This is a genomic window from Corynebacterium sp. LK31, assembly GCF_014335015.1.
In the GTDB taxonomy this organism is placed as follows: Bacteria; Actinomycetota; Actinomycetes; order Mycobacteriales; family Mycobacteriaceae; genus Corynebacterium; species Corynebacterium jeikeium_D.
In genome coordinates, this window is the sequence record NZ_PDGW01000011.1 from 451,971 (window position 1) to 473,633 (window position 21,663).

General features: G+C 57.8%; 17 protein-coding genes. 8 read left to right on the forward strand and 9 right to left on the reverse strand.

What is annotated here, in order from left to right:
* Window positions 1–25: 25 nt before the first annotated feature.
* A complete protein-coding gene (gene mptB, locus CRD18_RS04315) occupies window positions 26–1,765 on the reverse strand; it encodes a polyprenol phosphomannose-dependent alpha 1,6 mannosyltransferase MptB (protein WP_069359565.1) in 1,740 nt (579 codons plus the stop codon).
* 185 nt (window positions 1,766–1,950) lie between these two features.
* On the opposite strand from mptB, the gene CRD18_RS04320 reads away from it, so the two are divergent.
* From CRD18_RS04320 to CRD18_RS04350, 7 genes are all read left to right on the forward strand, one after another.
* On the forward strand, window positions 1,951–2,649 hold the full coding sequence (locus CRD18_RS04320) for a metalloregulator ArsR/SmtB family transcription factor (protein WP_048734176.1): 699 nt from the start codon (window positions 1,951–1,953) through the stop codon (window positions 2,647–2,649).
* Window positions 2,646–4,112, forward strand: coding sequence for a Fe-S cluster assembly protein SufB (gene sufB, locus CRD18_RS04325; RefSeq protein WP_016422750.1), 1,467 nt, complete (start codon window positions 2,646–2,648; stop codon window positions 4,110–4,112). The genes CRD18_RS04320 and sufB overlap by 4 nt, the downstream gene beginning before the upstream one ends.
* A 5-nt stretch (window positions 4,113–4,117) precedes the next feature.
* Window positions 4,118–5,308: a Fe-S cluster assembly protein SufD gene (gene sufD / locus CRD18_RS04330; protein WP_070567116.1), complete on the forward strand. Its 1,191-nt coding sequence runs from the start codon at window positions 4,118–4,120 to the stop codon at window positions 5,306–5,308.
* Window positions 5,309–5,400: 92 nt separating this feature from the next.
* Window positions 5,401–6,162, forward strand: coding sequence for a Fe-S cluster assembly ATPase SufC (gene sufC / locus CRD18_RS04335; RefSeq protein ID WP_016422752.1), 762 nt, complete (start codon window positions 5,401–5,403; stop codon window positions 6,160–6,162).
* A complete protein-coding gene (locus tag CRD18_RS04340) occupies window positions 6,155–7,408 on the forward strand; it encodes a cysteine desulfurase (protein ID WP_016422753.1) in 1,254 nt (417 codons plus the stop codon). The genes sufC and CRD18_RS04340 overlap by 8 nt, the downstream gene beginning before the upstream one ends.
* Before the next feature lie 20 nt (window positions 7,409–7,428).
* Window positions 7,429–7,944, forward strand: coding sequence for a Fe-S cluster assembly sulfur transfer protein SufU (gene sufU, locus CRD18_RS04345; RefSeq protein ID WP_016422754.1), 516 nt, complete (start codon window positions 7,429–7,431; stop codon window positions 7,942–7,944).
* Window positions 7,937–8,401 (forward strand): metal-sulfur cluster assembly factor, encoded by a 465-nt coding sequence (locus tag CRD18_RS04350; RefSeq protein WP_016422755.1) that lies wholly within the window; start codon window positions 7,937–7,939, stop codon window positions 8,399–8,401. The genes sufU and CRD18_RS04350 overlap by 8 nt, the downstream gene beginning before the upstream one ends.
* A 404-nt stretch (window positions 8,402–8,805) precedes the next feature.
* On the opposite strand, the gene CRD18_RS04355 is transcribed toward CRD18_RS04350, so the two are convergent.
* Window positions 8,806–10,269: an amino acid permease gene (locus tag CRD18_RS04355; protein WP_187406522.1), complete on the reverse strand. Its 1,464-nt coding sequence runs from the start codon at window positions 10,267–10,269 to the stop codon at window positions 8,806–8,808.
* Window positions 10,270–10,367: 98 nt separating this feature from the next.
* Window positions 10,368–11,576: a lycopene cyclase family protein gene (locus tag CRD18_RS04360; RefSeq protein ID WP_070827712.1), complete on the reverse strand. Its 1,209-nt coding sequence runs from the start codon at window positions 11,574–11,576 to the stop codon at window positions 10,368–10,370.
* A 20-nt stretch (window positions 11,577–11,596) separates the two neighbouring features.
* Here CRD18_RS04360 and CRD18_RS04365 point away from each other — a divergent pair, with 20 nt between their 5' ends.
* Window positions 11,597–13,228: an ABC-F family ATP-binding cassette domain-containing protein gene (locus CRD18_RS04365; protein WP_038625400.1), complete on the forward strand. Its 1,632-nt coding sequence runs from the start codon at window positions 11,597–11,599 to the stop codon at window positions 13,226–13,228.
* Here CRD18_RS04365 and CRD18_RS04370 read toward each other — a convergent pair.
* From CRD18_RS04370 to acnA, 6 genes are all read right to left on the reverse strand, one after another.
* A complete protein-coding gene (locus CRD18_RS04370; protein ID WP_224433497.1) occupies window positions 13,225–13,983 on the reverse strand; it encodes a response regulator transcription factor in 759 nt (252 codons plus the stop codon). The genes CRD18_RS04365 and CRD18_RS04370 overlap by 4 nt on opposite strands.
* Window positions 13,976–16,252 carry a sensor histidine kinase gene (locus CRD18_RS04375; protein ID WP_016422760.1) on the reverse strand — a complete coding sequence of 759 codons (2,277 nt, stop codon included), beginning with the start codon at window positions 16,250–16,252 and terminating at the stop codon, window positions 13,976–13,978. Before CRD18_RS04375 ends, CRD18_RS04370 begins: the two co-directional genes overlap by 8 nt.
* 45 nt (window positions 16,253–16,297) lie before the next feature.
* Window positions 16,298–17,044, reverse strand: a complete 747-nt coding sequence (locus tag CRD18_RS04380) for a glutamine amidotransferase (protein WP_083324612.1) — start codon at window positions 17,042–17,044, stop codon at window positions 16,298–16,300.
* A gap of 47 nt (window positions 17,045–17,091) precedes the next feature.
* On the reverse strand, window positions 17,092–17,841 hold the full coding sequence (locus tag CRD18_RS04385) for a hypothetical protein (RefSeq protein ID WP_016422762.1): 750 nt from the start codon (window positions 17,839–17,841) through the stop codon (window positions 17,092–17,094).
* A gap of 142 nt (window positions 17,842–17,983) precedes the next feature.
* The gene (locus CRD18_RS04390; protein WP_016422763.1) at window positions 17,984–18,550 is read right to left on the reverse strand and encodes a TetR/AcrR family transcriptional regulator; all 567 of its coding nucleotides are present in this window, start codon (window positions 18,548–18,550) and stop codon (window positions 17,984–17,986) included.
* 222 nt (window positions 18,551–18,772) lie between these two features.
* Window positions 18,773–21,559, reverse strand: a complete 2,787-nt coding sequence (gene acnA, locus CRD18_RS04395; RefSeq protein ID WP_080971469.1) for an aconitate hydratase AcnA — start codon at window positions 21,557–21,559, stop codon at window positions 18,773–18,775.
* Window positions 21,560–21,663 lie beyond the last annotated feature (104 nt).

The window sequence follows — 21,663 nt, forward strand, 5'->3', positions numbered from 1 at the left end:
GGTTAGTCAGTCTAATCTCACAGTTTTAATGAAGGCGAAATACCTTAGATCGCGTCGAGTACGCCAAGATGACGAACATGACTGCGACGAAGAATACCAACGCCAGTAGGTAAATCTGAGCGACGGTGCCCGGAGGCAACCCCAGGCCGCGTGGTAGTACTACAAAACTGAAAATTGCCGAGTACAGAACCACGGCAATGCGAAATTGTACCCGGTTGGCCCAAGCGGACAGGGGCACGATGGCCCATAGCAGGTACCAGGGGTGCACGACGGGGAAGAGGATTACTAGAGCGAACATCGCGAGGCCGTAGCCGCCGAGCGGGTGAATGCGCCCACGGAACGTCGCTAACAGCATGCGCAGGAGCCAGGCAGCCACCAGCACTACGCCAATGCCGCGGGTAAACAGCAAAGCACTGTCGCTGATATCGCCGAGCCCCAGAAGCCTGCCGAAGAAACCAGCGATGATCCCGAGCAGGGTAGTCAACGACATCCAACTGCGCACCGTTGCGGCGCCACCCTGCGCGGTGATCCAACCAAAGCCCAGACCAGTTCCTAAGGAAACAACGACTGCCGTGACGACGGTCATTGCGCCCGTCACTACCGCGGAAAGAGCAACGGCCTTCCAGGTACTGCCAAACTTTCGAGCCAGCCACATGCCGGCGAAGCCGAGCGCCACGAAACCAGTGACTTTGACCATTCCGGCGAGACTGATGAGCACAATACCGCCTGCATACATTGCCCACGATCTACCTCGGCTTTGGTTCTCGTGTCCGATTGGTCCGGGTTCTGGCAGCTCATCGGGCACCATCGATTGCGCAGGGCCGTGGATAGCGCGCAGACACAGTTCGAGACCAACAAGCAGGAGTGCCAGCAGCAGGGCCTCATTGTGGATACCGCCCACCAGGTGCAGCAATACCAGCGGATTGAGCGTGCCCAGCCAGAGGGTGAACTGAGAGCTAACGCCGCAGCGGCGACCAAGCTGCACCAGCGCCCAGGACACCACGAGAAGCGAAACAATGGCGACGAGTCGATGCAGAAAGACGGAAGCGATCACCCCGTCGCTGGTTATCTTGGCGATACCCCATGCCACTGCGAGGGCCGTGGGACCGTATGGGCTCGGAGAGTGCGACCAAATCAATGGCACCGATCGGGCAAGTGGGTCGTTGGCTCCCAATAGGTCAACAGGCCCTGCGAGGTAGGGATCCATACCCCGCTCCACAATTGCAGCCTGCGCCAAATAGGAATAGATATCCTGCGTAAACAGGGGAGCGGTAAACATCAAGGGCAATACCCATGCCGCGTAGGTGCGTATGAGCATCGGAGTAGTCACTGCGGTGACGCGAGTCCGCGCACCGGCCAGAACGAAAGCGCCGACACCCAACCAGGCTGTGACTAACATGCCAATGCCCACGAAGGTGACGATTGTCGTTGCCACCAACATTCGACCGAGGATTAGCCCAAGTGGTGTACCCCAAAACTCATTTCCAACCACCGGTGTCGCGCCTGCGCCAATCCCGGCGACCATAATAAAGACCGCCCCGAGAGCACCCAGCCAACGCAGCCAGGTGAAGCGTCGGAGTTCGCGGTAATTGATGCGGTGTTGGAGCGGCTGTTCTGAGCCCTGGTGGAGGGTTGCCGACCTAGAACCGGCCAGACCAATTTTCGGAATGGCGTCACGCACCCCGAGAGCGTCGTCGAAGGTGGACGAGCGGCGCGAGGTAGGTCGGTTAGTTTTCACAAGGTCACATAGTAGACGATTCGACACGCCGAAAGGGCGTTCTAATCAGCGACGTTGCATTGATATTTAAATGCGTTGGACATTGTGGCCCAATTACGACACAATTATGTTGTCTAATACACCAGCGGCGCAAGTGGGATACTTGCCTCGCTGAGCCACCTAGACACCCATTATTATCCAGCAGTCCAATCGCAGGAGGTGACTCACCAGTCATGGCAGATCGGAAGCCGACAGTCAATGATGGTGATACGCGCAAGCGCATTCTCCAATTGCTTCTGGAACACAACCCGGCGTCCGCGACTTTTATCGCAGACACCCTGGGACTATCCGCTGCAGGCGTCCGCCGTCATATTGACATTCTGGTGGACGAAGGTCTTGCCGAAACCGCTCCGGCACCCAGCACCGGCCCCCGGGGCCGAGGCAGGCCAGCAAAGTCCTATCGCCTGACAGATCGGGGCCGCGCTAGATTCGGGCACGCTTACGACGATCTTGCCAGTGCAGCTCTGACCGCACTGCGCAAGGCCGGTGGTGAGCAGGCAGTTGCCCAGTTTGCCCGTCAGCGCATTGATGACATTCTGCTCGGCGTCACCCCAGTGGGGCAGGACGCAGAGAAGGAAGAGGTCGTAGAGGCCGTCGTCGATGCTTTCCGACGGGCCGGGTACGCGGCAACTATCAACCAGAACACTGGCGGCGTGCAAATTTGCCAGCACCATTGCCCAATTAGCCACGTAGCCTCCGAGTTTCCGGAGCTCTGCGCGGCGGAGCATGAAGCCGTTAGTAAATTATTAGGTCAGCACACCCAACCGTTGGCGACTATCGCTGATGGAAACGGTATCTGCACTACGAATATCCCACTCACTCCCGTAACAAAGACACTTACTGAATCGCCACAAGAAAGGAGCGGAGAATGACCCTCGCCCATGAGAACTCCACCGACGTGGCTGAATCCACGAAGGCTGCCACTCCGCAGACTGACGAAGAGATTATCGAGTCCATTGGTGCCTACCAGTTCGGTTGGCACGACCCGGATACCGCTGGCGCTTCCGCGAAGCGTGGCCTGTCTGAAGCGGTCGTTCGCGATATTTCGGCTAAGAAGAACGAGCCGGAGTGGATGCTTGAACGTCGCTTGAAGGCTTTGGAAATCTTCGACCGCAAGCCGCTGCCCACCTGGGGCGCGGATTTGTCGGGCATCGACTTCGACAACATTAAGTACTTCGTTCGCTCCACCGAGAAGCAGGCCCAGACCTGGGAAGACCTGCCGGAGGATATTAAGAACACCTACGACAAGCTCGGCATTCCGGAGGCTGAGAAGCAGCGCCTGGTCGCAGGTGTCGCCGCTCAGTACGAGTCTGAGGTTGTCTACCACCAGATTCGCGAGGATCTGGAGGCCCAGGGCGTTATCTTCCTGGACACCGACACCGCTCTCAAGGAGCACCCGGAGCTGTTTAAGGAGTACTTCGGCACCGTCATTCCGTCCGGTGACAACAAGTTCTCCGCTCTTAACACCGCAGTCTGGTCCGGCGGCTCCTTCATTTACGTGCCGAAGGGCGTCCACGTGGACATCCCGCTGCAGGCATACTTCCGTATCAACACGGAAAACATGGGACAGTTCGAGCGCACGCTCATTATTGTCGACGAAGATGCCTACGTGCACTACGTCGAGGGCTGTACCGCTCCGATTTACAAGTCCGACTCGCTGCACTCGGCTGTTGTGGAGATCATCGTGAAGAAGGGTGGCCGCTGCCGCTACACCACGATCCAGAACTGGTCGAACAACGTCTACAACCTGGTTACCAAGCGCACCAAGTGCGAAGAGGGCGCAACCATGGAGTGGATTGACGGCAACATCGGTTCCAAGGTCACCATGAAGTACCCGGCAGTGTGGATGACCGGTCCGCATGCCAAGGGCGAGGTGCTGTCCGTGGCTATGGCTGGCGAGGGCCAGTTCCAGGACACCGGCGCCAAGATGGTGCACATGGCTCCGCACACGAGCTCCAACATCGTGTCCAAGTCCGTGGCCCGCAACGGTGGACGCGCTGCCTACCGCGGTCTGGTGCAGGTCAACAAGGGTGCCAAGCACTCGCACTCCAACGTCGAGTGTGACGCACTCCTGGTGGACACGATTTCACGTTCGGACACGTACCCATACGTGGATGTCCGAGAGGACGACGTCACCCTCGGCCACGAGGCAACGGTTTCCAAGGTCTCTGACGATCAGCTTTTCTACCTGATGAGCCGCGGCATCGAGGAAGAAGATGCAATGGCCATGGTCGTGCGCGGCTTTGTCGAGCCCATCGCCAAGGAGCTCCCGATGGAATACGCCCTCGAGCTCAACCGCCTCATTGAACTGCAGATGGAAGGTTCGGTCGGTTAATACCAATGACTACGACGATTAACAACGAAAACCAGGCTGCTCATAGCCGCCGCGTGCTGGCGAACAAGGGCGACGTTTTCACATCCTTCAACGTGGAGGACTTCGCCGTGCCGCATGGCAAGGATGAAGAGTGGAAGTTCACGCCGCTGCGTAAGCTCCGCGGTCTCCACAACGGCACCGCAGCAGAGCCGGTTGCAGCCTCAATTTCGGTCGAGACTGCTGGTCAGGATGGCGTCGCTGTGGACGTCGTCAAGCGTGACGACGAGCGCCTTGGTCGCGCCGGCGCCCCAACGGACCGCGTGGCAGCACAGGCGTACTCCAACTTCGACGATGCGCACATCGTGACCTTCGCGAAGAACTCGGTGTCCAAGGAGCCTGTCGTCATCGACATCGATGGTCCGGGCGAGGACAAGGTGTCCTACGGCCACATTGTCATTGACGTGCAGTCCCATGCCGAGGCCGTCTGCGTCATTAACTACCGAGGCAGTGGCACGTTCGCGGACAACATCGAGTTCGTAATCGGCGACGGCGCCAAGCTGGGCGTCGTGACCATGGTGAACTGGAACGAAGATGCCGTTCATGGCTCTGCGCACCACGTTCGTGTCGGCCGCGATGCTACGCTGCGCCACACTGTCGCAACGTTTGGCGGCGAGGTTGTCCGTATCGTTCCGCGCGTTGCTTTCACGGCACCCGGCGGCGACGTCGATCTGCTGGGCGTGTACTTCGCTGATGCCGGTCAGTACTTTGAAAACCGCATGCTGGTCGACCACGCTGTGCCGAACTGCCGCTCCAACGTGATGTACAAGGGCGCGCTGCAGGGCGAGCCGAATGTCGCTCATCGTGAGGCCCGCACCGCGTGGGTGGGAGACGTGCTCATTCGTGCAGAAGCGACGGGCACCGACACCTACGAGCTCAACCGCAACCTGCTGCTCACCGAAGGCGCGCGTGCCGACGCAGTTCCGAACCTGGAAATTGAAACCGGTGAGATTGCCGGTGCTGGGCACGCTGCCACCGTTGGCCGCTTCGACGAGGAACAGCTCTTCTACCTGCTCTCGCGCGGTATTCCGGAGCTGGCCGCTCGCCGTCTGGTGGTTCGCGGCTTCTTCAGCGAGGTCATCAACCTGATTCCGGTCGAGTCCGTTCGCGAGAAGCTTGAAAAGCTCGTTGACGAAGAGCTCAACACCGCTGGCTTCTAACCGCTTATCTTCTTTCTCACCCTTTCCGTCCTGTCAACCCGGAAGTGCCGGGGGACAGGCCACTTACACCGATTAAAGGAAAAGATTTCACTATGAGCACTTTGGAAATCCGTAACCTCCACGCGCAGGTGCTGCCGACCGATGAGTCCGCCGAGCCCAAGGAGATTTTGAAGGGCGTCAACCTGACGATCAACTCCGGCGAAACCCACGCTGTGATGGGGCCGAACGGCTCTGGTAAATCCACCCTGAGCTACACCATCGCAGGTCACCCGCGTTACGAAGTCACCGAGGGCGAGATTCTCCTCGACGGCGAAAACGTGCTGGAGATGAGCGTCGACGAGCGCGCTCGCGCTGGGCTCTTCCTGGCAATGCAGTACCCGGTCGAGGTCACCGGCGTGTCCATGTCCAACTTCCTGCGCTCTGCAGCAACCGCTGTCCGCGGCGAGGCTCCGAAGCTGCGCCACTGGGTCAAGGAGGTCCGTGAGGCAATGGCTGACCTGGAGATCGATTCGTCGTTCTCCGAGCGCTCCGTCAACGAGGGCTTCTCCGGTGGCGAGAAGAAGCGTCACGAGATTCTGCAGCTCGACCTGCTGAAGCCGAAGTTCGCCATCCTGGACGAGACCGACTCCGGCCTGGACGTCGACGCTCTGCGCGTTGTCTCTGACGGCATTAACCGCTACCAGGACGAAAACGACGGCGGCATTCTGATCATTACTCACTACCAGCGCATCCTGAACTACGTGAAGCCGGACTTCGTCCACGTCTTCCACGATGGTCGCTTCATCACCTCCGGTGGCCCGGAGCTTGCAGACGAGCTGGAAGAGCACGGCTACGAGAAGTACATCAATGCCTAACGCCGAACTACTCAGCCCATCACTCCGCGAGGACTTTCCGATTCTGTCGCGCACTGTCCGTGACGGAAAGCGGCTGGTCTACCTGGATTCCGGAGCGACCTCGCAGCGCCCCAAGCAAGTCATCGATGCTGAGGTGGAGTTCCTAACCCACCACAATGCACCGGTGCACCGCGGTGCCTACGAGATTGCTGAGGAGGCCACGGACGCCTACGAAGATGCCCGCGAAGCCATTGCAGGCTTCATCGGCGCCGACTATGACGAGCTGGTCTTCACCAAGAACGCCACCGAAGCGTTGAACACAGTGGCATTCGTGCTTGGCGACGACCGCGCAGGTCAGTACCAGGTCGGCGAGGGTGACGAGATTGTCGTCACTGAGCTGGAGCATCACGCGAACTTGGTGCCGTGGCAGGAGCTGGCTCGCCGCACTGGTGCGACACTGCGTTGGTATGGCGTGACTGAAGACGGCCGCATTGATATGGACTCGCTGGAGCTCAGCGAGAAGACCAAAGTTGTGGCCTTTACCCATCAGTCAAACGTCACCGGTGCAGTAACCGATGTGAAGGAAATGGTGCGCCGTGCTCGCGAGGTCGGAGCGCTGGTAGTCCTCGATGCCTGCCAGTCGGTGCCGCATATGCCTGTCGACGTCAAGGAGCTCGATGTGGACTTCCTGGCGTTCTCCGGCCACAAGATGCTCGGCCCCAACGGGGTCGGCGCGCTCTACGGTCGCCGGGAACTGCTCGAGGCACTGCCGCCGTTCCTCACTGGTGGCTCGATGATTGAGGTCGTCACCATGGAGAAGACCACCTTCGCGGCGCCTCCGCAGCGCTTCGAGGCGGGTACCATGATGACCTCCCAGGTCGTCGGCCTGGGGGCTGCGGTGAAGTACCTGGATGCCATCGGTATGGATAAGGTAGCTGCTCATGAGCACCACCTGACCGCGCTCGCACTGGAGAAGCTGCAGGAAATTGATGGCGTGACCATCATCGGTCCGACTACTCCAGAACAGCGTGGCTCTGCAGTCTCCTTCAAGGTCGAGGGCATTCACCCGCACGATCTTGGCCAGGTTTTAGACGACCAGGGCGTGTGCATCCGCGTCGGTCACCATTGCGCGTGGCCAATTCACCAAATCCTCAACGCCCAGTCGACCGCCCGGGCATCCTTCTACATCTACAACACGGAAGAGGACGTTCAGGCGCTTGCCGACGCAGTGCGCCATGCACAGAAGTTCTTCGGTGTCACCCCGTAACTTTAAGAAAGGAGAAGGACATGAAGCTCGAGCAGATGTACCAGGAAGTTATCCTGGATCACTACAAGCATCCGCAGCATGCGGGTTTGCGGGAGCCTTTCAATACGGAAGTGCATCACGTCAACCCGTCGTGTGGCGATGAACTCACGCTTCGCGTCACTCTGAACGACGACCTCACCGTCGTCAATGACGTCTCCTATGACGCCGTGGGCTGTTCTATCTCGCAAGCCTCTACCTCAGTTATGGCTGAGGAGATTGTCGGCAAGACTGTCGACGAGGCCATGGCCAAGCTTGCCGAGTTCGAGAAGATGGTCACCTCCCGAGGCAAGATTGAGGGCGATGAGGACATTATCGGCGATGGGATTGCCTTCGCTGGAGTTTCTAAGTACCCCGCCCGCGTGAAGTGCGCACTTCTCGGATGGAAAGCTTTCCAGGCCGCAACCGCTGAGGCCCTGGCCAACGCTGCTGAAGGCAACGGCGTTGGTACCGCGACTGTAACCGTTACCAATGACGAGGAAGGCCATCGCCATGACTGAACCAATCGCTAATGACGCCACCTCGCCCGCACAGCCTGATGCTGTCGACGAGGACACCATGACTACTGGTGCTCCCATTGATGAGGGGGATGCGTACGAGTCCATCACCGTCCCGCCGGCACCGGAGCAGACCGAAGCCGATAACAAGCTGGCCATCCAGGTTGAAGAGGCAATGTACGAGGTTGTTGATCCGGAACTCGGAGTCAACGTCGTGGACCTGGGCCTGGTATATGACATCTGGATTGAAGAAGGCGACATTGCCGCTATCTTCATGACACTCACGTCCCCGGCCTGCCCGCTGACCGATATGCTCACCGACCAGACTGCCTCCGAGGTTATGAAGGTCGAGGGTATCCGCGACTTCCGCCTCAACTGGGTCTGGTCTCCGGCATGGGGCCCACACATGATCACTGAGGACGGCCGCGAGCAGATGCGCGCTCTCGGCTTCTCGGTCTAGATGATCAGTGACAGCGGTGATTAGAGAACCGCTACGTTAAAAGTGCTTGGCGACGAGCTCCTGGCTCGTTCAGCTAGGCACTTTTTCGTTTGTTTATGAGTTGCTGACTGCGTTTATGGCCGGGATCGGTAGGGCGATGCGAGTTACTGACTGCATTTATGTCAAAAATGGCTCAAAAAATGGCCTGAAAGCGTCATAAACTTGCACAGTTTCACATCTGCAGCCCGTATTCACACGAGCATCCCCGCAATTTTTTCAAGCTGTCCGACTCGGAGTTAAAAACGACCCCACCTGGCACTGAAAAGTGCCAAGCGGGGTCGCTATTGTCTTCGACTGCTAATCCAAGTTGTGAGAGTTAGATGCGAGATGCATAGCTACTCGCATCTATTCACAGCCCTTCGCAGCTATTCGCGACTCATGTCTGCGGTGGCCGGGTCAACGAGCTTGGAGCCCGTGGCCTTCTTATGGATGAACCACAGCAGGACGAAGACCGGAATACCCAGGTACGGAGTGAGGATAGCAAAGATATTTTCGCCAGTACGGATCGGATCAAGTGCCTGTCCTGCCACCACAAAGAAGCACATAATCAGTGCCAGCACAGCACCGGCGGGGAAAAAGTTCGCCTTGTAGGGAAGCGAATCCAACGGGATATTTTGGGCTTTCAGACACTTGCGGAAGCGGTAGTGGCTGAAAGAGATACCAAACCAGGTGATAAAGCCCGCGAGCGCAGACAGCGTCAGCAAGAAGGTGTACGCCACACCATCGCCTACCAATGAGGTAATGAAGCCAGCCATACCGATGACAGCGGTGGCAATCAGAGCGCGCAGCGGAACGCCATGCCCAGAAAGCTTGCCAAAGTAACGCGGAGCGTGTCCCTGACGGGCCAGGGAAAACAGCATACGAGTGGACACATACATACCGGAGTTACCCGCGGACAACACCGAAGTCAGAATGACAGCGTTCATCAGGCCAGCGGCAATCGCGATACCTGCGCGTTCAAAGACCAGGGTGAACGGTGAAATGGAAATGTTGTCCTCGGCGGCGTTCAGAAGATTCGGGTCCGTGTACGCAATAAGGAAACCAATAACCGCGATGGCACCGATGTAGAACAGCAGGATACGCCAGAAGATAGTGCGAATCGCGCGGGGAATCGTACGCTCAGGATCTTCAGCCTCACCTGCTGCTACACCAACCATCTCGGTGCCCTGGAAGGAGTATCCGGCTACGACGAAGACAGCCAACAGTCCCATTCCGCCATTGACGAATGGGGCGTCGCCCGTGGTCCAGTTTTCGAAGCCGGGAGAGGACCCACCCAAGATGCCGAAAATCATGCCGACACCAAGAACGAGGAAGACGATGACGGTAATGACTTTGATGGTCGCAAACCAAAACTCACCCTCGCCGAATGCACGTGCGGACAGGGCATTCAGCCCGAATAGAATCGCGAGGAAGAGCGCGGACCAGATGATTGAAGGCACATCCGGGAACCAATAGCGCATCACCAGCGCAGCAGCGACGAGCTCTGCGGCCACAGTAATCGCCCAGTTAAACCAGTAGTTCCAGCCCATGGCAAAGCCGAAGGATTCTGAGACGTATCGGCGACCGTACTCCTGGAAGGAACCGGGCACCGGCAGGTAAGCGGCCATCTCGCCGAGAGACTGCATAACCAGCCACACCATGATGCCGATAAGAGCGTAAGCGATAAGCGCACCGCCTGGACCGGCCTGCGAAATGGTCGCACCGGAGGCAACAAACAGGCCCGTACCAATGGCACCACCAATGGCAATCATGTTCAGGTGGCGAGCTCTCAGCCTGCGCTGAAGCTTATGGTTTTGTGAGGAAGTCTCCTCAGATTGCGTCGAAGTCATTCATTTATCATAAGCGTTTGTACTCCGGTGAATGCAAAAACCACACCGCTTTAATTGTTGGTATCACCCCACAAATCGGCTGATGTATATGCTCCCGGTCAACGAGTTCTCCATCTCCCAGGTCCCCGCACAAACCCAGCGATGAGCTTTCCGCACGTACGCGGACTCATTTTCAGCAAAGGCACGGCCACTTTCGCCATAGCGCGAAGCGTCGTCAGTGGGGATGTCCCTATCAAATAGGCAAAAACGTCCTTCTCCGGCAACGAAAAGAACGCCCGGAAAAACGCACCCGTCTGTCGTGCATCGAACCCCAGCAACGCCGCGAGCCCACGTTCGCGTAGCCATCGCTGCAATCGCATGCTTAACGACGTCCCCAGCGTCCGGCTTCCCTTCTTTTCCATATCGGCCAAGAAGCGGTCGACATCTTCGATAACCGAACCCACCGAGTAACCAGTGGCAGGATGCATCCAACCACCAGCAAAGCCGAAGAGAGTGCCCATGGATGGTCCACTGTGCGTCACGTCACCGCGGCGAGAGGGAAGGTTTGCCAGTAGGGGAAAGGACACCACTTCTTCGTCGATGGCCAGATCTTCCGAAAGCCCCAGGGACTTCAACCGTGCACTTTGGCGTCTACGCAACAGCGCTAGAAGTACGGAGTCATCGGCCTCACCGCCGCTGCCGACTGGCGCACCGGCTTCGCCACGATACCCGTCAACCATAGGAGTCGGAGTAGCGAGAATGGTCTCTTCAATGAGGAAGGTCCTGTCATCCAAGAAAATGCGATAGGAGAAACTAGCCGGCTCTGTCGCTGGGTCAACCGGTTCAGCCGGAGTGAAGTCCATGAAAACTGCGCGGCGGTGGGCGCTGGGGACGTCGTCAAGCGAAAAGATGTGCCCGATGGCGAGCTGCCGTACCTGCCCACCTCGCCCGACTGCGGCGTGCGTGCGCCCGGTGGTGACAATTGTGATGTCAGTACCCGTGGTTTCGGAATCGGTGAGCGCGCGGCGTTCGATGTGGAAACCGCCCAGTTTTTGCAGGCAGTCCTTGTTAACAACGCCGTAGTTGCGGGCGAGCTGACGTTCGGTGCCGTCGGCAAGAATGACGCTGGGTTGAAAGGTGGCGGCAAGGAAGTCGCTGGGCAACCAGTCGGGGAGTTGGTCGCACCAGAGACCAATCGTCGAGGGCAGTGTGCCACCGGCTGGGTCATAAGCGGTGACATCCCAGCCGCGAGCGGATGCACGGTGGGCGGCGATTCTTCCGGCGGGCCCGAGGCCGACGACGGAGGCGGTCACGGGAAATGAAGTCATAACTGGTAGGCTACTCGTTCGTGATTGTGACCCATGACCTTGAAGTCCGAGTCGGCGCCCGTACCCTGCTCACTGCGCCGGGTGAGCAGCTGCGCGTCCAGCCGGGAGACCGGATTGGACTCGTCGGGCGAAATGGTGCTGGCAAAACGACGACTATGCGTATTCTCTCCGGTGAAACTGAACCCTATGGCGGTTCAGTAGTGCGCTCTGGCTCGATTGGTTACCTGCCACAGGACTCGCGCGAGGGCAACATCGACATCTCCGCCCGCGACCGTGTGCTGTCGGCGCGAGGTCTTGACCAAATCCGCCGCAGCATGGATCGCCAACAGGAGATCATGGAGACCGCGACCACTGACACGAAACGCGATGCGGCGATTCGGAAGTTTTCGCGTCTCGAGGAGCGCTACCACGACCTCGGCGGCTACGAGGCGAACGCCGAGGCAGCCCGCATTTGCGACGCGCTGGGGTTGCCGGAGCGCGTACTCGACCAGCCGCTGAAGACGCTTTCGGGTGGTCAGCGCCGCCGCGTCGAGCTTGCGCAGATTCTCTTCGCCGCTACCGAAGGCTCGGGCAAGTCCGCCACGACGCTGCTTCTCGACGAACCGACGAACCACCTCGATGCGGATTCGATTACCTGGCTGCGCGAATTCCTCAGTAAGCATGAGGGCGGCTTGATTATGATTTCGCACGATGTCGAGCTGCTCGAGGCCGTGTGTAACAAAGTCTGGTTCCTCGATGCGGTGCGCGCCGAAGCTGATGTGTACAACATGGGCTGGAAGAACTACCTGTCGGCACGCGCGACCGATGAGGCTCGACGTCGCCGTGAGTTCGCTAACGCGGAGAAGAAAGCCAGCGCACTGCGCAAGCAGGCCGAGAAGCTAGGCGCGAAGGCGACGAAGGCCCGTGCGGCCAAGCAGATGGTGGCTCGTGCTGAGCGCATGATGGACAGTCTCGACGAAGTCCGCGTCGAGGATAAGGTCGCCCACATTTCCTTCCCCGAGCCGGCGCCCTGTGGCAAGACTCCGCTCAACGCCACGGGACTGACCAAGATGTATGGCTCGTTGGAGGTCTTCGCCGGTGTTGATCTTGCGATTGACAAGGGTTCCCGCGTGGTTGTCCTCGGCTTCAATGGTGCTGGTAAGACGACGCTGCTGAAGCTACTCGCCGGTGTGGAGCGCACCGATGGCGAAGGCGGCATTGTCTCCGGCCACGGCCTGCGCATCGGCTACTTCGCCCAGGAGCACGACACGATTGATCCGGACAAGACTGTCTGGGAAAACACCGTCTACGCCTGCCCTGACGTCAACGAGCCGGAGCTGCGGAGCCTGCTCGGTGCCTTTATGTTCTCCGGCGACAAGCTGCAGCAGCCAGCGGGAACCCTCTCCGGTGGTGAGAAGACGCGTCTGGCGCTGGCGACGCTGGTTAGCTCCCGCGCAAACGTCCTGCTTCTCGACGAGCCCACTAACAACCTCGACCCGCAGTCCCGCGAACAGGTTCTCGATGCACTTCGCACTTACACCGGGGCCGTCGTTCTGGTTACCCACGATCCAGGTGCGGTCAAGGCGCTAGAGCCCGAGCGCGTCATCGTGCTTCCCGACGGCACCGAAGACCTCTGGAGCGACGACTACATGGAAATCGTCGAGCTGGCTTAAGACGGATCCATTGGCCCTGGCAGGTAACCGTCCTGCTGCGCGAGCCTATACATCTCCGACTTGTTAAGGCTGTTCTCGGCCCGGCCAGCTGCCGCATACTTGGCTCGAATACGGCCCAAGTAGTCCAACACGGTGTTCGGTGTCAGCCCTGTCATCGACGCGACTCGCTTCGTCGACTCACCGGAGGCGTACAGCTCCAGTACCTCACGCTGGCGTTCTGACAAATCGACAGAGTCGAGCAGGGGATCAGAGTCAACTACCGATGCCCATTCTGTAGTCAGCGCACCCTTGCCAAGTGCCGCCAGCCGTACTGCAGACACGATTGTCTCCGGGGTTTCCGATTTTTGCACAACCCCCATCACTCCGGTACGCACTGCCTTTCGGACAAGGTATGGGCTTTCAGCTGACGAGAGGATGAGCACGTGATCGGTAACCAATTCCAGCGACAGAACGTTCTGCGCTGGATCTGAATTATCCGCCAGCCGTAGATCCAGCACGACCACATCCAGGCGGTCATCGGTGCCCACATCGGCCAGTAGCTCCGGCACAGTTTGATAACAGCCGACGAGCTCAAAGTCTGGCTCTGCAGAAAGCAGGGTTTCGAGCCCCTGCAGAGTCAAGGCATGATCATCAATCGCAGCAACGCGAAGCAAACGATCCGACTGCACGCTGTAATCTCCGATGTTGTCGGAGTCAATTGCAGCCGAGACGTCGATGGAAGCATTGCTCATTCCCGCAATATTCTCCCTAGTCACGTGACATCACTATCCTCTCACCGGCTTCATCAAACCTTTGCACTCCATTGTCATCAGAAATAGATGCAAATGCACGTCTGCCCGGGGGCAATAGGCGAATTGTTACCGATCCTTCTTCGGCGTTATCGATTGCTTCGAGGAAGTTCGGCATCAACTTGGCCACCGCGGAATCGTCGTCGACAAGCGGAATACGGCGCACATCGGTGCTATCGGAAACGGCCTGCGTGTGATTGCGGTCATCGAGGAGCCGGACATGAACACCTCTTGCGCGGGCGTCCCAAACAGCTTGGTGAAGGGACCCAACATTTAGATGCGGCGAACGTAGGACGTCTCGGAGAAGCTGCTCTGTAAGCCGCGCACGCAACTGCAGTCGCGGGGTCGGTTCTTCCAAAACTGCAGCGGCGCTAAAAATGGGGCCGACCCGGCGCTGCAGCCATTCGTAGTTACTCTGGCTGCTAATTTCGTACTCTTTGGCGGCCCCGGCAGCGTACAGCGCACGATTATAATCCTGAATAGACTGCGGAACGGTGCGCATAAAAAAGCGGACCATGATGGACGTCAAAATTCCCGCGACCAACATCACGGAGCGAACTAACAGGTCAACTCCAGAGATACTGATGTGGGTCGTATCCGAGGGGGCAAAGGGGAAGAACTTGAGAAGCTCCACCATGATCGCGCCACCGAGCACTGAATTCAGCGCAACCCAGGGGCGGCCGCGGATGGCGAGCAATGCAGATGCAAAAGAAATTAAGCTAAAGTGCCAGAAATACGACCATTCCAAATTATTTGGAATGGGCTGGTAGAGCCCCACCACAGCTAATACAACGATCGCGACACCAGTTACGATTGCACGGGCTAACGGCAATTGTGAATGGCGGCCATACATAATCAGCCCGAGAAGGCCGATCGCTAATGCCAGACTGATTTGCCCGGCCGCGGTAAATAATTGTCCATTACTGACTAGAACCATGAACAACACGCCGACGATCGCGCCGTAGAACTGCCAGGAAAAAACAATTGACATTCCCATGAGGTCATACAGCGATGTCGTGTGAGCGGAGGAATCGACTACATCTTCCTCTTCCACAGGAGAGGTATTACCGTGCCATTTGAGAATAACCTGAGTACCTTTCCCAGGCTTTGAATTAACGAGAGCATCTCCACCGCGAAGGGCCTCCATTCGCCCTTTAACGCTCAACCGGATACCTGCACGATGCGGGTCAATTCCCTCGGGGTCGAACCCGGTGCCATCGTCACGAAAATCAATGGACACCTCTCCCGAGGCAACACGAATGTGGCATTTCTTTTCCGCTGCGGCACCTGCGTGACGCTTGGCATTATTTGCCACCTCGGTTGCGGCTAATAGGAACGTGTTAGCAACTTCTCCTGGCAGCCGAACTGGACCGCCTTCTTCGCTGGTGTCTAGCGTTACCGAAATGTCGGGGCTCACCGACATCAATTGCGCCCGTACAGCCTCAGCAAAAGTTCTACCGCTTACTGTTTGCCGAGGCGAGAAAAACAGCCCAGTCTGCTCGTCTAGCGAGAAGTCAATCTTAGAGCCCTTACCGATTGCAGACAGTGCGGCCAATACATAGTCATGGACATAGGCGTTGAAGCTGCTCATCGCCTCGCCGCGGACACGCATACGCTCCGCTCTCTCATTGACCTTCCGAGAGTTCTCGTAGGTGAAGTCAATAAGCCTTGCGACGGGTTGTGCAGAGCCTGCAATAATCACAAATGGAAAAGTGTTGATGAGATTGAAACCAACATCCGACAACATGTCGAGCCAAAAAGTGTGTCCCAGCAACCACGAATTAATGACCGCAATAAGTCCGGGAACAAATACCATCACGGACAAACTGATGTGGAGTGGCACTGTCAGAGCAAATGCAGCGAGGGCTAAACCTGAAAATGGGCTATACCAGAGCGCATTTCCAACGAGGTTATGAGGGAGATCCCAATAGGTTGAAACCAACATCAGGAAAACCAACATGATGTACATCGGCACACGCAGTGCGGTAATAAGGCCTCGCCGCGTATTATTAATCACAGCCCAAATCAGCAACATATCGCTGAGAATGAATATGAGCAGTGATGCAAAAGGGAACCAGTGGCTCAGAAAGTTTTCAAAGGGGACAGAACGAACAGCCGATTCAACCTGCCACAAAAAGCCGGTGACGGCAATAATAATCGCGCCGGATCGCAGCACAGACATTTCAATTGATGGTGACTGTCCGGCAAGTGCCGAATCGGGATTCCACCTCTCCATGCGACAATCACATTCCTTTTGCTTATTGCCACTAGATAAAACTAATTAGTCTCTACATGCGGTATGGAGCCGAGCGAAATTCTGAAGAATACGCCCACTTCGAGCAACATCCAACTGTCGCGCGGCCGACACCGCTTTAAGATCTGTTCCTGGTAAATAGTAGCCCTCATTTGCGTAAATCTGGAGACGCTGGGCAAATGTGTTGGCATCTAATTCCGGGTGAAACTGCGTCGCATATGCATTGCGGCCCAACCGAAACATCTGTACGGGGCAGTCCTTACCAGTTGCCAACAACGTAGCGTCGCCAGGCAGTTCTTCGATGGCCTCCTTGTGGCCGACGATGGCGTGAAAGTGGGCCGGTAAACCATCAAGAATTGGATCTGATTCGCCATCTGGAGTTGCAGCTACTTCGATTACAGCTGCCTGCTCCCCGTGCTTGCGGGAGACACGGCCATGGCCAGCAGTACCGAGCAGGCCGACGCCATAACAAGCTCCGAAGAAGGGGAAGTCTCGTTCGAGCACTTCTGCCAACAAATCCTCGAACCAGGTCTCGACTTCCTTCTGTAGATAGCTCTTATCGTCATCAGAGGCGTTAAAGGGTCCTCTGCCAACGATTACGCCCGAGTAGTTATCTAGATTCAGATTCCCCGGACGAGACTGTTCCAGGCGAATTTGATGCAACTTTGCCGGCGCCAATGCACACCTCCTGGCAAATGAGAGATGTTCAGCGTGAGCTGCGGCATCTTCGCCGCGTGTGGAAAGCAAGAGGAAGGGCTTGGCGGAGGTAGACATTTGCGGGAACAAATTTCGTGAAAAAGGGAGCTAGAGGGGGACGGAGACTACTGCACCACTAGCAGGCTCGGATTGGCTGCATGCGTACATACGTGCATAAATCGGGGGATGATTGACGAGACGGCCTGGAGGTCCACATCAGATACCTTTAGTCGAATCGCGTCGACTTCCAACGGGTCAAAGTAACCGACGTCGGTGTAGAAAGACATTCTGCGGAGCAGTCCGTTAGCATTCATCTCCGGATGAAATTGGGTAACCCAGTTATTCGATCCGATCGAGTACATCTGCACCGGACAGGTTGGACCTGTGGCAAGCAAAGTTGCGTGATTGGGAAGTTCCGCAACGGATTCCTTGTGGCCAGTCAACGCATAAAAAACCGGAGGCAACACCGAAGCTATTGGATCTTGAGTGGCGGCTTCGGTGAGCTCTACCCGGGTAGAACCCGCTACTTCGCCGTGGCGCAGGTTAACCAAACCACCCGAAGTAAAGGCTGTGTAGCTAGCGCCGTAGCAGATAAGCAGTGCGGGGACAGGACTCCTAAGTACGTCGTAAAGCACATCGTGCGAATACTTCTGCAAACCCGAATGCTCAAGGTCGGTGATGTTAAATGGGCTGCCTCCGACAAATACGCCGTCATAGGAGGTCAGGTCGGGCAACTTAGCGCCGACAGCGTCGATGGTAAACAGATCCAACTGGCTGGGCTCAAGCCCGGTGGAATCCAGAAAGTCCTGGTACTCGGCTTGCCCCGCACCATCTGCGGGGCGGAGCGCCACCAACAAAAACTTACCCACACTCATAAATAGACAGCTTAGTCCATATTGAGTGAAATCTATGCATCTTCACCGGTCAAACGGGGTAAATGCACGGCAGAAAGCCGAAACCCGCTCCCGTATTAGGGGAGCGGGTGGTACGTAACGCTATCAGGCCTAGCCTGAGTGGCTAGTCCTTGCGCCGTAAGCTGTCTTCAACTAAATCAAGCACGGAATCCAATTCGTCGACAGTGCGACCAGATGCCAGACGAACGATGATGCCATCGAGCATCAGCTCGAGAAAAAGCTGCATCGTGCGAACCGAATAATCCGACCGTAGGGAGCCGGATGAGGATGTCTGGGTCAATCGGTGGGCAACAGCGTCATCCAATTGATCCTGATGGCCCAACCATTGGCCCTTAAACTCCGGATCGCTGCGAAGGCGACGGGCAATCTCAAGGCGAGTTCCCAGCCAGCCATGCTTGTCTGGGTTCGCCACGATGTCACGCATTACTTCCACTAAGCCGGAAGCCTCCGCGACTTCCGCCATATTTGCGGCATCTTCTTCGGCCAATGCTAAGAACAGACCTTCTTTGGATCCGAAGTGATGGAAAATAGCACCGCGAGACTTACCGGTAGCGGACTCCAGACGAGAGACCGTTGCGCCGTCGTAGCCGAATTCTGCAAAGCACTGCCGAGCGCCGTCGAGAATTTCGTGCCGCCGTTGAGCTAAATCCTGGTTACTCACTTTTGGCATAAGGAAACTCTTTTCTTGCCGGCGACGCCCAGGGACATGTTTCACTGCATGACGTGGCAGCGCCATTCCTATACTTCCCAAGCCTCATTTTGGTTGGGGTAGAGAAACCCGAGGCCGGCAGGGCGCTAGCCCGTGGGGTATGAATCCGCGGGCTAGCGCTACCTACCGGCCTCTAGAAGCGCTGCTTGTAACAAGCCCTAGCGCGCACGAGTCAAAGGGAAACTAGTTGCCCTTGATCATGTTGCGCAGGACGTACTGCAGAATACCGCCGTGGCGGTAGTAGTCAGCCTCACCAGGGGTATCGATGCGGACCACAGCGTCGAAGTCGAAGGACTCGCCGTTTTCCTTGGTAACCGTAACCTTGACGGTCTTCGGGATGGAGCCGTTGTTCAGCTCCTCCAGACCAGCGATGTCGAAGGTCTCAGTGCCATCGATGCCGAGGGACTTCCAGGACTCACCCTCCGGGAACTGCAGCGGAACAACGCCCATGCCGATGAGGTTCGAGCGGTGGATACGCTCGAAGGACTCAGCGATAACAGCCTTGACGCCCAGCAGCAGGGTGCCCTTAGCTGCCCAGTCACGGGAGGAACCGGTGCCGTATTCCTTACCACCAACGACGACCAGCGGAGTGCCAGCCTCCTTGTAGTTCATGGCAGCGTCGTAGATGAAGGCCTGCGGGCCACCCTCCTGGGTGAAGTCGCGGGTGTAGCCACCGGTAACACCGTCAAGCAGCTGGTTCTGCAGGCGGATGTTAGCGAAGGTGCCGCGCACCATGACCTCGTGGTTACCACGACGGGAACCCAGGGAGTTGTAGTCCTTGCGCTCAACGCCCATGGAGTCGAGGTACTGAGCAGCCGGGGTGCCCGGCTTAATGGAGGAAGCCGGGGAGATGTGGTCGGTGGTCACCGAGTCACCCAGGGCAGCAAGGACGCGAGCGCCCTTGATGTCGGAAACCGGTGCCGGCTCCATTTCCATCTCGTCGAAGTACGGTGCCTTGCGGATGTAGGAGGACTTGTCGTCCCAAGCGAAGGTCTTGCCCTCCGGGGTCGGCAGGTTCTGCCAGCGCTCGTCACCAGCGAAGACATCCTTGTAGTCCTCGTCGTACAGCTCGGAAGAGATGGAGGCCTCGATGGTTGCTTCGATCTCTTCGGTGGACGGCCAAATGTCGCGCAGGAAGACGTCGTTGCCCTCTGCGTCCTGACCCAGGGCGTCGGTTTCAAAGTCGAAGTCCATGGTACCGGCGATCGAGTAGGCGATAACCAGGATCGGGGAGGCCAGGTAGTTCATCTTCACGTCAGGGGAGATGCGGCCTTCGAAGTTACGGTTACCGGACAGAACCGCGGTAGCAGCCAGGTCGGCCTCGTTGATGGCGGAGGAAATCTCAGCCGGCAGCGGACCGGAGTTACCGATACAGGTTGCACAACCGAAGCCGGACAGGTAGAAGCCCAGAGCCTCGAGGTCCTTCCACAGGTCAGCACGCTTGAAGTAGCCGTTAACAACCTGGGAGCCCGGAGCACAAATGGTCTTGACCCACGGCTTAGCCTGCAGACCCTTCTCGACTGCCTTGCGTGCCAACAGACCAGCACCAATCATGACCGACGGGTTGGAGGTGTTGGTACAAGAGGTGATGGAAGCGATAGCGACCATACCGTGGTCGAGCGTGTACTCGCCGCCCTTCGGGGAAGTGACGGTAATCGGGGAGCTCGGGCGACCTTCAGCGCCGTTAGCGGCGGACTCGCCGTGGCCCTCGCGGGACTCGTTGTAGTCTGCGGCCAGCTCGGAGGTCGGTGCGGAAGCCTTGACAGCGCCCTTAATCTCGCCGTCGGAGTAGTTGTGCAGGTCCTTGCGGAACTGCTCCTTGGCGGAAGCCAACTCGATGCGGTCCTGCGGGCGCTTCGGGCCAGCGATGGACGGAACGACGGTGGACAGGTCCAGCTCGAGGTACTCGGAGTACTCAGCCTCCGGAGTGTTCTCGTCCAACCACATGCCCTGAGCCTTGGCGTAAGCCTCGACGCGCTCCAGGGTCTCCTTGTCACGGCCAGTCAGGGCCAGGTACTTGACGGTCTCATCGTCGATCGGGAAGATTGCGGCGGTGGAACCGAACTCTGGCGACATGTTACCGATGGTCGCACGGTTGGCCAGCGGCAGCTTGGAGACGCCAGCGCCGTAGAACTCTACGAACTTGCCGACGACGCCGTGCTGGCGCAGCATATCGGTGACGGTGAGCACAACGTCGGTTGCGGTAACACCCGGCTGAATGTCGCCAGTCAGCTTGAAGCCAACGACGCGCGGTATGAGCATGGAGATTGGCTGGCCAAGCATTGCGGCCTCAGCCTCAATACCACCGACACCCCAGCCCAGGATGCCCAGGCCGTTCTGCATGGTCGTGTGAGAGTCAGTACCAACACAGGTGTCCGGGTATGCCAGGCCGTTGTTCTCGAAGACAACGCGAGCCAGGTACTCGATGTTGACCTGGTGGACAATACCGGTTCCCGGAGGAACAACGCGGAAGTTGGAGAATGCGCCAGTACCCCAACGGAGGAACTTGTAGCGCTCATCATTGCGCTGGTACTCAATCTCGACGTTCTTAGCCAGAGCGTCTTCGCTACCGAAGGCCTCGATGATGACCGAGTGGTCGATGACCATCTCTGCCGGGTTCAGCGGGTTAACCTGATCCGGGTCGCCGCCGAGAGTCTTAACAGCCTCACGCATGGTAGCCAGGTCGACAACACAGGCGACGCCGGTGAAGTCCTGCATAATAACGCGAGCAGGGGTGAACTGAATCTCGATCGACGGATCAGCCGAAGGAACCCAGTTGGCGACAGCCTTGATGTGCTCCTCAGTGATGTTGGCGCCATCTTCGTTGCGCAGCAGGTTCTCACCGAGAACCTTCAACGAGTAAGGCAGCTTCTCCATACCCGGCACGGCGTCAAGAGCGAAGTAGTCATAAGACTTGTCTCCGACCTCAAGCTTGCGCAGGGCGTTGAAAGAGTTCTTGCTTTCAGCCACAGTCAGCTCCATTTCTATTCGGGTGAATTGTCGCCTTAACTGAAGAGTCCGGCACTCGAATTTCGGCTCTCCATAAGGCATAGGTGCGATCACGCCGCCCCTTA